Genomic DNA, 11,759 nt, shown 5'->3' on the forward strand with positions numbered 1-11,759 from the left:
TGCCGATCGGAAAGGTGTGTCCGCGAGCCCTTCGTCACCGTCGGCGCGCCTTGCATAGTAGGGAAGACGTTCGACATGAAACTCAACGGTAATACGATCCTGATCACGGGCGGTGCATCCGGCATCGGTCTGGCTCTGGCAGCCAGACTGTTATCGGCGGGAAACCGGGTCATTATCTGCGGACGAAACGAGGCGACTCTCGAGGAAGCAAATGCGGAATATCCTGCGCTTATCACCCGCGTCTGCGATGTGGCCGATGCACCGAGCCGCCATGCCATGGTCACATGGCTGGCGACCGATCATCCCGACCTCAACGTCCTCATCAACAATGCCGGTGTTCAGCACCGGCGGGACTTCAACGGCGATGCCGCAACTGCTGCGCTGGAGCAGGAGATCGCGATCAACCTGACTGCGCCCATTAACCTGATCGCTGAACTCCTCCCCACCTTCAAACGGCAGGAACTGGCGTGGATCGTCAACGTCAGCTCGGGCCTAGCCTTCTCACCAATGGCCGACGTCCCGGTCTATTGCGCGACTAAGGCGGCGATCCACTCCTTCACGCTCAGCCTGCGACATCAACTACGTGCAACGAACGTCAAGGTGGTCGAATTGGCCCCACCGATCGTGGACACAGGTCTAGGCGGCAGGACGAGAAGTGGCGGAACCGCAAACCAGCGGATGATGTCGACGGAGGCATTTGCGGCGGAAGCCCTAACCCAGCTCGAGGCAGGTGAGGATGAGGTTCTGATCGGTATATCGGCGGAGACCCGTCGTCAGGGTGAGGAGCTGTTTGATCGGATGAATAGTCGCGGATAATCCACTTCAGCTCGCCCCATGGTGACAGAAACTGTCACCATGGGGATGTAAGCCGACGTCTCAACCGAACAGGCAGTCGACCATGCAACGCATCCAATACCACAAATACGGTGGCCCCGAAGTCATGAGGCTGGAGGACTTCGTACTAGATGCGCCGGGCAAGGGTGAGGTGGCGGTTGGCGTCCGCTATGCCGCGATCAACCCGATCGACTGGAAGATGCGCGACGGCATGATGAAGATCATGACGGGACGATCCTTCCCTCGCGGCATGGGCATGGACCTGTCGGGGGTCGTCACCGCGGTCGGCGAAGGCGTGACCCGTTTCGCTGTGGGTGACGCGGTCTTCGGCCTGGCCCGGTTCAAACAGACAGGTGCCCTAGGTGAAGCGGCGCTCGCCAAGGAGGTCGCGCTTGCAAAAAAACCAGAAGAGGTATCGTTCGAGGACGCGGCCTGTCTCGGAACGCCCGGCGTCACCGCCTGGAACGGCCTTCTCGACAAGGCAAAGCTGAAAGCCGGACAGAGTGTCTTCATCAACGGTTGCGCAGGCGCCGTCGGCGAAGCCGCTGTGCAGATCGCGCGCCTGGCAGGGGCGCACGTGTCGGGCAATTGCAGCGCCGAGGGAATGGACCGTGCCCGCTCGCTAGGAATGGCGGAAGTGTACGATTACCGTGTAACTGATGCGACAAAGATCGTGGAGAAGTTCGACGTTGTCTTCGATGCCGCGGGAACGCTGTCTACGGCGAGCGGTCTCAGCATGTTGCGGAAGGTCGGGACCTTCACGACCGTCGACCCCACGCCGGCCCGTTTCCTGCGCGCGATGTTCGACAATCGGGTAAAACCGATCGTCGCCACTCCGCGGGCCGATCTGCTCGACACCTTGGCGCATGCTGCACGCGATAAGGGCTTCCGACTGCCGATAGCGCAGATCGTCCCGCTGTGCGACGCGATCGCGCTGATCGGGGACATTGAAGGTGGAAATAAACTGCGCGGCAAGGCCGTGGTGGCGATAGGGTAGCGATGTCGCGCAGCCATCGCCTGTTCGATCTCCTGCAGATTCTGCGCCGACACCGCGGGACGGTGTCGGGGGCTGTGCTCGCTCAAGAATCCGGCGTGTCGCTCCGCACCATTCGCCGCGACGTTCTCACGCTGCAGGCAATGGGCGCCGACATCGATGCCGAGGCGGGAGTTGGGTATGTCCTGCGTCCTGGCTTCGTACTGCCGCCCCTGTCCTTCACTGAGGAAGAACTCCACGCGCTTGTGGTCGGCGCGGAGTGGGTGGCGCGGCAGACAGACCCTCAGCTTGCTCATGCAGTCAGCAACGCGCTTGCAAAAATCAACGGCGTTCTGGCCCCGAACATGCGCGAGGCACTCGACAACACCAGTTTCTACGTTGGACCCACAAAATGTTCCGCCGCTACCGGACTGGACCTGGCACAATGTCGACAGGCACTACGCGAGCAGCGCAAGATGCGCATTACGTCTATGAATCAAAGTGGCGGTACCTTTGAACTAATCATATGGCCGATCATGCTGGGGTTCGAAGGAACGCGGCGGAGCGTTGCCGGTTGGTGCGAGACCGAGGCCGCTTTCCGTATCTTCTACTGCGAACACATCGTTGGAGCCGAACTTATGGTCGATCGCTACACTCGCAACCGCCGAACATTGGTCAAAGAGTGGCGAGCAAGCGATGAATATCCATGCGCGAGTAGCAAAGTAGTATTGACCGCAGGCGCTTCACGAAATTGAACGACATGCTATCTGCAGGTACGTTCCTCGTCTTATAATTCACATCTCCGCGAAAAATGTTGATGCTCCTTGACCGCCTTAAAGCAGCGTGTCCGGTATGCCGCAATTTACGGACCTCGCGCTCCGGCGCCGTCACTTGCCGGTCCCTTCGGTTGCATGTCGGACGGCATGCCTGACGAGACCGTAATCACGTCAGTGCCGGCAGCGCGTCGAGATGCTTGTCGAGCGTGATCGGATAATCGCGTACACGGACGCCGGTGGCGTTGTAGATCGCGTTCGCAACTGCTGCGCCGACCCCGCAGATACCCAGTTCTCCAACGCCCTTCGCTTTCATTGGCGATGAGATCGGATCGACTTCGTCCAGGAATACAACTTCCTGGTGCGGGATGTCGGCGTGGACCGGCACTTCGTACGTCGCCAGATCGTGATTGACGAAGAAGCCGAAGCGCTTGTCGACCGCCAGTTCCTCCATCAGTGCGGCACCTGCGCCCATTGTCATGCCTCCGATGACCTGGCTGCGTGCGGACTTCGGGTTGAGGATGCGCCCGGCCGCGCAGACTGCGAGCATCCGGCGGATACGCGTCTGGCCGGTGAACGAGTCCACCGCGACCTCGACAAAATGACCCGCAAAGGTCGATTGCTGGTACTTCTTGGCGAGGTCCCCATACTCGATGAAGTCCTCGGCGGTCAGCGGACCGTTGCGGGCTGCGTCGGCGATCTTGGCACTGCGGCCTCCTGCACGGACTTCTCCGTCCGTGAACTGAAGGTCGCCGGTCATGCCTAGCCGCTGCCCCACCTGCTCGCGCAACTTGATGCAGGCTGCATAAACGCCCGCAGTCGAGTTGTTCGCACCCCACTGGCCACCTGAGCCTGCTGCGGCAGGAAAATCGGAGTCGCCGAGCTTCACCACGACCTTGTCCAGCTCGACGCCCATCATCTCGGCCGCGGTCTGGGCGATGATCGTATAGCTGCCAGTACCGATGTCGGTCATGTCGGTTTCGACCGTCACGATGCCCTTGCCATCGAGGCGAACCCGCGCGGCAGACTTAGTCAGCTGGTTGTTACGGAATGCCGCGGCCATTCCCATGCCGATCAGGTAGCGCCCCTCGCGCACTGATGCGGGCTTCGCGTTGCGTCGGCTCCATCCGAACCGGTCAGCGCCTTCGCGCAAGCACTTGATCAGCTGCCGCTGAGAGAACGGCCGCTGCGGCTTCTCGGGATCGACCTGCGTGTCGTTGACGATGCGGAACTCAATCGGGTCCATGCCCAGCTTCTCAGCCATCTCGTCCATCGCCATCTCAAGCGCCATCAACCCCGGTGCCTCGCCCGGCGCACGCATGGCGTTGCCTTCGGGCAGATCCATGACCGCGAGCTTCATCAGCGTCATGCGGTTGGCACCGGCGTAGAGCAGCTTGGTCTGCGCGACGGCGGTCTCGGGCTTCCCCTCGGGCAGGTTGCCGGATGTGCTCTCGTGCGCGATCGCGGTGATCTTGCCGTCGCGGGTGGCACCCAGCCGGATGCGCTGGATGGTGGCAGGACGGTGCGTCGTATTATTGGCGATCAACGGCCGCTGCATCGCCACCTTTACCGGGCGACCTGCCGCTCGCGCGCCCAGTGCGGCAAGCGGCACGTCGGCGCGAATGGCCAGCTTTCCGCCAAACCCGCCACCGATATAGGGCGAGTCCACACGGACGTTCTCAGGGCTGAGGCTCAGTGTCTTGGCGACGTCGCGCTTCGCCCAAGCGATCATCTGGTTAGACGTCCACACCGTCAGCTTCGGGCCATCCCACGCCGCGATCGTCGCGAACGGTTCCATCATGGAATGGCTATGCCCTGGCGTCGTGTACTGCTGGTCGAGCTTCACCGGCGCCGAGGCGAAGGCACCATCGAAGTCTCCAACGCGATCGATCGGTGGCGCGCCGCTGCCTTCACCGCTGCCGCCACCCTCCAGCGGGGCGGTCGGTGCAAGCGCCTCGAGATCGTATTTGCCATTTCCTCGTGCATAATCGACGCGGATCAGGTTCGCGGCAGCGCGTGCCTGCTCGAACGTCTCCGCGACGACCATGGCGATCGCCTGATGGTAGTGCTGGATCTCGGCTCCACCAAACAGACTGGCAGTGTTTTGCTGCCCGAGCGGCAAGGGTTTGTGGTCCAGGGTCGAGACGATCGCCAGTACGCCAGGCGCGGCTTTGGCATCGGCGACATTCATCGAGCTGATGCGGCCTTTGGCGATCGCCGATCCAACGATGTAACCATAGGCCTGGTTCGGGGCGACGTCGTGCCGCTCATAGGCGTAAGGTGCGGTGCCGGTGGTCTTGAACTTGCCGTCGATACGATCGGTCGGCTTGCCGACGACTTTCAACTGATCGATCGGATTGGTGCCCGCAGGCGTCTCGAACTTCATGCTGCCACCTTCTTCATACCTGCGTCATGCATCACCGCCGCGAGCGTCCGCTCGACCAGTGGCACCTTGAACGCGTTGTCCTCCGTCGGCTTGGCACCTGCCATCAGGCGCGACGCCACGGCGCGGGCACCCTGCGGCATCGCCGTTTCCGCCGCCTCGACCCGCCACGGCTTGTGGGCGACACCGCCTACCGCGACCCGGCCGGTGCCGTCGGGCTGGATCACCGCGGCGACAGATACGAGCGCGTACGCGTAGGACGCACGATCCCGGACCTTGTTGTAGAAATGCTGACCGCCGAGCGGCTTGGGCAGGGTGACAGCCGTAATCAGCTCGCCGCGTTGCAGAGTATTGTCGAACTGGGGCGTGCTCCCGGGCAGCCGGTGGAAGTCGGCCATCGGAATCGCGCGGGTTGTCCCTTGCGGGTTCACCGTCTCTACCGTTGCATCGAGGACCCGGAGCGCAACCGCCATGTCGCCGGGGAAGGTGGCGATGCAGGCATCAGACGAACCGATAACGGCCAGCTGGCGGGAATATCCGCCGATCGCAGCACATCCTGACCCCGGCTTGCGCTTGTTGCATGGCTGGTTGGGGTCGTAAAAATACGGGCACCGGGTACGCTGCAGGATGTTGCCCGCGGTCGACGCCTTGTTTCGCAACTGCCCGCTGGCACCTGCGACGATTGCCTTGGTCAGTACCGCATAATCACGACGGACCCGGTCATCGGACGCCAGTGCAGTGTTGGTGACGTTCGCACCGATCCGCAGTCCGCCATCGCGCGTCGCCTCGATCCGATCGAGCTTCAAATCCTGGACATCGACGAGATGCGTCGGCGTTTCGATCTCCAGCTTCATCAGATCGAGCAGGTTGGTCCCGCCCGCGATGAACTTTGCGCCTGGACGGTTGGCGACAAGCGCGGCTGCCTCGGCGGGAGTTTTGGCGCGCTCATAGGTGAAGGGCTTCATGCGTTCGCTCCCGCGACTTCAGTCATCGCTTCGAGGATGTTAGAGTAGGCGCCACAGCGGCAGATATTGCCGCTCATCCGCTCGCGCATCTCGTCGTTGGTGGCCTGCGGTTTCGCAGTGACGTCCGCCATCGCGTGGCTTGGGATACCCGCCTTGATCTCACCCAGTACCGCTACGGCCGAGCAAATTTGCCCGGGGGTGCAGTAGCCGCACTGATAGCCGTCGTGCTTGACGAACGCCGCCTGCATCGGATGCAGCTTGTCCGGCGTGCCGAGCCCCTCGATCGTGGTGATCTCGTCGCCTTCGTGCATCACGGCCAAGCTCAGGCACGAATTGATGCGGGTGCCCCCGACCATGACGGTGCAAGCACCGCACTGACCATGATCACAGCCTTTCTTGGAGCCCGTCAGCTGCAGATGCTCGCGGAGCGCATCGAGCAGTGTCGTCCGAGTGTCGATCTCCAGCGAACGGCGCTGGCCATTCACTTTCATGGTGACCTTCATCATTGCCGGCTTCGGCTGAACCGGAGCGGTCTGCGCGTCCGCTGCGGACACAGTCGTCAACGCCACAGCCGCGGCGCTTCCCACCAGAACTCCCCGCCGGGAGATCTCCATGTCGTTTGAGCTGCTCATTTCCCTGTCCTTCCCGGTCCGCGCATCGTGGCCGTCACTAACATTGCTGAATTATCGCCGCGGTCGAACGCGTTTTGCGGCTGACGAATTGGGCAGCGACGACGCTGCAAACCCCCGTGACGGCGATAACCGCGCCCATCGATCGGGGTGTCCCGTCGGCAAACCAGCCGACGAGTGCCGACCCAAAGATGCCGCTGCCGAACTGGATCGAGCCGACCAGCGCCGATGTCGCACCAGCACGGTCCGGCTGTGCCTCCATCGCTCCGGCAACGGCATTGGCAATAAACAGCCCGTTTGCCGACAGGAACACGAACAACGGCACGACCAGACCCGGCAGTCCGCCGACGCCAGTCCACGCCGCAGCACCCGACCACAGCCCCGATACAGCGACGAGCGTAGCGCCCCACCGGAACATCCGCTCGCTTCCGAGCTGCACGACATAACGCCGGTTGATCAGGTTGAGCGCCATTTGCCCTATGATGCCCAGCCCGAGCAGCAGGCCGTAAGCGTCGGCAGGAACCTTGTAGTAGGTAATGTAGGCAAAGGGCGTACCGGCGAGATACGCATAGAGGCCGGCATAGTAGAAGCCACTGGCCAGGGCATAAGCCATGATGGTGCGGTTCCGGAGAAGTACGCCATAGCCGGCCAGCGCTGCCTGTATCGGCGTAGTCGACCGCCGGTCGGCAGGTAGCGACTCCGGAAGTCGCCACACCGCTGCAATCATGACGGCACCGATGACAGCGAGCATCCAGAACAGCGTGCGCCAGCTGCCGACGTGAAGAACCTGGGCACCAACCAGTGGACCAAGCAGCGGTGCAATCCCCATCACCAGCATCAGGGTGGAGAGGAGCTGCGCCGCGCGGTCGCGACCGTAGAGATCCCGCGCCATCGCGCGTGCGATCACTGGCCCGGCGCAGGCACCTGCGGCCTGGATTACCCTCCAGCCAATCAGATGCCAGAGCGTCGTCGCTGCGGCACAGCCCATCGACCCGATGATGAAAAGGACAATGCCTGCCAGCATGGGCAAGCGGCGACCGTACCGGTCGCTGATCGGCCCCCAGAGGAGCTGCCCAATGCTGAACCCGACGAGAAACCCTGACAGGGTCCATTCCACGTTTGCGGAGCTTTCCGCGAACGCTTGCTTCAATGTCGGGAGAGCCGGCAGATAAATGTCGGTGGAGATAGACGCAAAGGCCATCATGGCGCTGAGCACCACCACGACTTTCAGCGGTGCGGCGTCGCGGGTTATAATGGATGCCTGCGGCATAGCCTCTCTATTCAACGATCCGAGGATAATGCTCTCGCCGGTTTCAACGCCAAAGAGGTTGCAGCGGCGCAGCCTCTCCACGCGACCGGCGAAGGCTTGGCAGGCGACAGCTGGAAGCGATCGCCAACCAGCTGTTCGCCCCTCGCCCAGGCTTGCGACCTCTCATGAATGCTACCCTTGTTTTTGGCCCGGCGGTTTCCCGCCGCTGCTCGACATGTGGCCTTTGCGCTTGCCTGCGATTAGAGGCGGCAATCGGGATACCCTTATAAGGATTGCTTCTTAATGGCTCAGGCCAAGCTCGACGACGTGGAGGTGCTGCTGACGGTCGCGCGCGAGGGCAGCTTCACGCGTGCCGCAGCCCTGCTCGGGGTATCGCAATCGGCGCTGAGCCAGACGGTGCGGGCGCTTGAAGCGCGGATCGGCATTCGCTTGCTCGACCGCACGACACGCAGCGTGGCGCCGACAAATGCAGGCGCCCGACTGCTTGAACGGGTTTCACCCAAACTGGAGGAGATCCGCGCAGAGATCGCAGCGCTCAGTGCGCTGAAGGAAACTCCTGCCGGTACGATCCGCATCACTTCCACCGAGCATGCTGCCAGAACAGCCGTCTGGCCGCGGCTTGCCCCCTTGCTGAAAGCCTATCCGGACGTGAACGTGGAGATCATCACGGACTATGGCCTGACCGACATCGTCGCCGAGCGCTACGACGCCGGCGTTCGCTTGGGTGAGATGGTCGCCAAAGACATGATCGCCGTGCCGATCGGGCCCGAACAGCGTATGATCGTCGTCGCGGCGCCGGCCTATCTGCAGGACAGGGTAGCACCGACCACCCCGCAGGGTCTTCTGACACATGCCTGCATCAACTTACGCCTGCCCACGCACGGCGGGCTGTATGCGTGGGAGTTCGAGAAAGACGGCCACGAGATCAACGTTCGCGTCGAAGGCCAGTGCGTGTTCAACACGATGGCCTTGATCCTGGAGGCGACACTGGATGGTCTCGGATTCTCGTTCATGCCGCAGGAAGCTGCGCAACCGCACCTGGCAGCGGGAACGCTCTGCACGGTGCTGGAAGACTGGTGCCCGTCGTACCCTGGCTTCCACCTCTTCTATTCTAGCAGACGTCAGCCTTCTGCTGCGTTCGCGCTTGTGGTCGATGCGCTGCGCTACCGGGCCTAACCGTTTACTGATAAGCACATCTGATAAGAGCATGCGGAACTTAGCGTCTAATCCGTAGAACGTTTCGGGCTTACGTTTGCGTTGCAGTCAGGCGCCCCCGTCAGGGCTCTGCCGGCGGCAAAAGGGGCTCCGATGTACGAAACGAATTCCGAGCAATTCAATGGCTTGGCCAGGCGCGAGCTGACGCGAACCGGTGCGGTGGGGTCGTCGCCGTTGTCTTGCTCACGGCCAATGGCGATGCGGAGCAACTCGGCTTCCAATTCCAACGTGTGCTGAAGAACGATTTGACCGACGCGCCGCTCGGCAAGGCAATGGCTCAACTGGCTTTTATGCCGGCTGGAAGAAGCCCTCTCCGGCACCTCCATTTCGAAGCTCAAGCTGCCAATGCCGGCGCGGTGACGCGTGCCGCCCGTGCCCGCTCATCAAAGTTGAAGGACATCGATCATGGCCAGCATCACGGCCAGCGCTGACGTCGACATCGGCGCCACTTCCTCGTCTCCGGCCGCCTGGGGCGCGCTCTTTGCGATGACGCTTTGCACCTTCGTGCTGGTCGCGTCGGAGTTCATGCCGATCAGCCTGCTCAGCCCGATCGCACACGACCTGCAGCTGACAGAGGGCCAGGCCGGACAGGCTATCTCCATCTCCGGGCTCTTCGCGATGGTCGCCAGCTTGTCACTCAGCCGGGTGATCGGCCGACGCGATCGACGTCACGTGCTGCTCGCGCTGACGGCACTCCTCGTCGTCTCCGGTTCGCTGGTGGCCCTTGCACCGAACTACGCGTTGCTGATGGCCGGGCGTGCGTTGCTCGGCATTGCGATTGGAGGCTTCTGGTCGATGTCCGCAGCGATCGCGATGCGTCTCGTGCCGCCTGCATCGGTTCCGAAGGCGCTGGCCGTGCTTAATGGCGGCAGTGCCATTGCAGCAGTGGTTGGCGCGCCAGCTGGCAGCTTCCTTGGCGGCCTGATCGGCTGGCGCGGCGCGTTCTTCTGCGTCGTGCCGTTGGCCGTCGCGGCAGTCATCTGGCAGGCAGTGTCGCTTCCCCGCCTTCCGTATCGGGAGCGGACAAGCGGCACAGGCTTCATGACCCTGCTCCGTCGCCGGTCGGTGCTGATCGGTCTCCTGGGTTCGGCGCTTTTCTTCATGGGGCAATATTCGCTCTACACCTATCTGCGCCCCTTCCTTGAGCAGGTCACAGGGGTTGGCGTCGGTACTCTTTCCTCGCTGCTTCTGCTGATCGGGGTGTCCGGCTTTATCGGAACGATGCTGGTCGGTCGGGTGATCGGCAGGAAGCTACACCTCGCGCTTGCGGTATTCCCTGCTGTTCTGGCGCTGGTTGCCGTCGGGCTGACGATGTTTGGCAGTTCGGTTGCGATTGTCGCAGCATTGCTCGCTCTTTGGGGCCTGTTCGCCACGTCGGCACCGGTTGGCTGGTGGACCTGGGTTACGCGTGCGGCACCCGATGATCCGGAGGCTGGTGGCGGGCTGGTCGTCGCGATCGTACAGTTCTCGATCATGGCCGGAGCTGCCGGCGGTGGCATTATCTACGATGCCTTCGGCCCGCAGACCGAGTTCCTCGCCAGTGCCGCAATCCTTTTGGCCGCGGTGCCGATCGCCTTGTTGAGCCGAACCGCCCCTTCAGCTGTATCCTGATCAGTGATTTATCAGGACCGCTTATAGGTCCTTCCCGAAATCCGGTGGTAATCTTCTGGCCGAGCCGGTCCCACATCAGATCTCTACCGCATGCCCCGACAATGACCGCGAAAGAAAGACAGATGGACACACGCTTACTCGGCACGAACGGACTTCAGGTATCCGCCCTCGGCTTCGGCTGCATGGGGCTGTCGTTCGGCTATGGAGCTGCCACTGAGCGCAGCGACGCAGTCGCCTTGATCCGCGGCGCCCATGACCTGGGCGTGACCTTCTTCGATACCGCCGAGGCTTACGGCGTTGAGAACGAGGAAATGCTGGGCGAGGCGGTTGCTCCCTTCCGTGATCAGGTCGTGATCGCGACCAAATTCGGTTGGAAGGACGGTAGTCCGCGTACGGGCCAGCTTGACAGCCGCCCCGAGCGCATCCGGATCGTCGCAGATCAGTCATTGCAGCGATTGAAGACCGATCGCATCGATCTCTTCTACCAGCACCGCGTCGATCCGGATGTGCCGATCGAGGAGGTGGCAGGTGCGGTTCGGGACCTCATCGCAGAAGGCAAGGTCAAGCATTTCGGTCTGTCGGAGGCGGGCGCCCAGACGATCCGGCGCGCTCACGCTGTGCAGCCAGTGGCGGCGCTCCAGAGCGAATATTCGATGTTCACGCGAGATCCAGAGGCCGAGATCCTGCCGCTCCTCGAGGAGCTCGGCATTGGCTTTGTGCCGTTCAGCCCGCTGGGCAAGGGCTTCCTGACGGGCAAGATCGATGCCGGCACCAGCTTCCCCGAGGGCGATATCCGCAATTCGTTGCCTCGCTTCCAGGCTGAGGCACGAGCCGCGAACCATAAGCTGGCCGAGGAGATCGGATCGCTGGCAGAGGCCAAAGGTGTGACGCCGGCGCAGGTCGCGCTCGCATGGCTGCTGGCGCAGAAGCCCTGGATCGTGCCGATCCCCGGTACGACCAAGCTTCACCGTCTTCAGGAGAATGTCGGAGGCGCCTCTGTCGAGTTGAACTCTGACGATCTGCAGAAGCTTGCCGCCATCCTTGCCGCTATCCCTGTCCAGGGTGAGCGTTATTCCGCGCAGGGCATGAAGATGGTCAATCGTTAG

At 62.4% G+C, this 11,759-nt stretch carries 11 protein-coding genes; 7 read left to right on the forward strand and 4 right to left on the reverse strand.

All coding sequences use genetic code 11. The features are described 5' to 3' along the window. Nucleotides 1–75 precede the first annotated feature (75 nt). The 3 genes from C8J46_RS15705 to C8J46_RS15715 all read left to right on the forward strand — a co-directional run bounded on the left by C8J46_RS15705 (nucleotide 76) and on the right by C8J46_RS15715 (nucleotide 2,562). Entirely contained in the window at nucleotides 76–816 is a 741-nt protein-coding gene (locus tag C8J46_RS15705) for an SDR family oxidoreductase (protein WP_132741202.1), read from the forward strand. A gap of 124 nt (nucleotides 817–940) precedes the next feature. Further along, entirely contained in the window at nucleotides 941–1,831 is an 891-nt protein-coding gene (locus C8J46_RS15710; protein WP_279388906.1) for an NAD(P)-dependent alcohol dehydrogenase, read from the forward strand. Between the two features lie 2 nt (nucleotides 1,832–1,833). After that, nucleotides 1,834–2,562, forward strand: coding sequence for a YafY family protein (locus tag C8J46_RS15715; RefSeq protein ID WP_132741206.1), 729 nt, complete (start codon nucleotides 1,834–1,836; stop codon nucleotides 2,560–2,562). A gap of 187 nt (nucleotides 2,563–2,749) precedes the next feature. Here the strand turns inward: C8J46_RS15715 and paoC are convergent, their stop codons facing one another. From paoC to C8J46_RS15735, 4 genes are read right to left on the reverse strand one after another with little or no spacing between them, the layout of a single operon-like run. Further along, the gene (gene paoC / locus C8J46_RS15720) at nucleotides 2,750–4,966 is read right to left on the reverse strand and encodes an aldehyde oxidoreductase molybdenum-binding subunit PaoC (RefSeq protein WP_132741208.1); all 2,217 of its coding nucleotides are present in this window, start codon (nucleotides 4,964–4,966) and stop codon (nucleotides 2,750–2,752) included. Then, the gene (locus tag C8J46_RS15725) at nucleotides 4,963–5,928 is read right to left on the reverse strand and encodes a xanthine dehydrogenase family protein subunit M (RefSeq protein WP_132741210.1); all 966 of its coding nucleotides are present in this window, start codon (nucleotides 5,926–5,928) and stop codon (nucleotides 4,963–4,965) included. Before C8J46_RS15725 ends, paoC begins: the two co-directional genes overlap by 4 nt. After that, nucleotides 5,925–6,560 carry an aldehyde dehydrogenase iron-sulfur subunit PaoA gene (gene paoA, locus C8J46_RS15730; RefSeq protein WP_132741212.1) on the reverse strand — a complete coding sequence of 212 codons (636 nt, stop codon included), beginning with the start codon at nucleotides 6,558–6,560 and terminating at the stop codon, nucleotides 5,925–5,927. Before paoA ends, C8J46_RS15725 begins: the two co-directional genes overlap by 4 nt. 37 nt (nucleotides 6,561–6,597) lie before the next feature. Beyond that, entirely contained in the window at nucleotides 6,598–7,908 is a 1,311-nt protein-coding gene (locus C8J46_RS15735) for a multidrug effflux MFS transporter (RefSeq protein ID WP_243643440.1), read from the reverse strand. Nucleotides 7,909–8,109: 201 nt separating this feature from the next. Here C8J46_RS15735 and C8J46_RS15740 point away from each other — a divergent pair, with 201 nt between their 5' ends. From C8J46_RS15740 to C8J46_RS15755, 4 genes are all read left to right on the forward strand, one after another. Continuing rightward, nucleotides 8,110–9,003: a LysR family transcriptional regulator gene (locus C8J46_RS15740; protein ID WP_132741216.1), complete on the forward strand. Its 894-nt coding sequence runs from the start codon at nucleotides 8,110–8,112 to the stop codon at nucleotides 9,001–9,003. A gap of 218 nt (nucleotides 9,004–9,221) precedes the next feature. After that, nucleotides 9,222–9,473 carry a hypothetical protein gene (locus tag C8J46_RS15745; protein ID WP_132741218.1) on the forward strand — a complete coding sequence of 84 codons (252 nt, stop codon included), beginning with the start codon at nucleotides 9,222–9,224 and terminating at the stop codon, nucleotides 9,471–9,473. After that, nucleotides 9,448–10,653, forward strand: coding sequence for an MFS transporter (locus tag C8J46_RS15750; protein WP_207894199.1), 1,206 nt, complete (start codon nucleotides 9,448–9,450; stop codon nucleotides 10,651–10,653). Before C8J46_RS15745 ends, C8J46_RS15750 begins: the two co-directional genes overlap by 26 nt. A 122-nt stretch (nucleotides 10,654–10,775) precedes the next feature. Then, a complete protein-coding gene (locus C8J46_RS15755) occupies nucleotides 10,776–11,759 on the forward strand; it encodes an aldo/keto reductase (protein WP_132741364.1) in 984 nt (327 codons plus the stop codon).

Origin of the sequence: Sphingomonas sp. PP-F2F-A104-K0414 (genome assembly GCF_004340945.1) — a bacterium.
In the GTDB taxonomy this organism is placed as follows: domain Bacteria; phylum Pseudomonadota; class Alphaproteobacteria; order Sphingomonadales; family Sphingomonadaceae; genus Sphingomonas.

Excerpts from the sequence above, each read along its gene's own strand:
- C8J46_RS15750 (WP_207894199.1), top strand. The coding sequence starts at position 9,448 with ATGGCCAGCATCACGGCCAGCGCTGACGTCGACATCGGCGCCACTTCC.
- C8J46_RS15705 (WP_132741202.1), top strand. The coding sequence starts at position 76 with ATGAAACTCAACGGTAATACGATCCTGATCACGGGCGGTGCATCCGGC.
- C8J46_RS15755 (WP_132741364.1), top strand. The coding sequence starts at position 10,776 with ATGGACACACGCTTACTCGGCACGAACGGACTTCAGGTATCCGCCCTC.
- C8J46_RS15710 (WP_279388906.1), top strand. The coding sequence starts at position 941 with ATGAGGCTGGAGGACTTCGTACTAGATGCGCCGGGCAAGGGTGAGGTG.
- C8J46_RS15740 (WP_132741216.1), top strand. The coding sequence starts at position 8,110 with ATGGCTCAGGCCAAGCTCGACGACGTGGAGGTGCTGCTGACGGTCGCG.
- paoC (WP_132741208.1), bottom strand. The coding sequence starts at position 4,966 with ATGAAGTTCGAGACGCCTGCGGGCACCAATCCGATCGATCAGTTGAAA.
- C8J46_RS15715 (WP_132741206.1), top strand. The coding sequence starts at position 1,834 with ATGTCGCGCAGCCATCGCCTGTTCGATCTCCTGCAGATTCTGCGCCGA.
- C8J46_RS15725 (WP_132741210.1), bottom strand. The coding sequence starts at position 5,928 with ATGAAGCCCTTCACCTATGAGCGCGCCAAAACTCCCGCCGAGGCAGCC.
- paoA (WP_132741212.1), bottom strand. The coding sequence starts at position 6,560 with ATGAGCAGCTCAAACGACATGGAGATCTCCCGGCGGGGAGTTCTGGTG.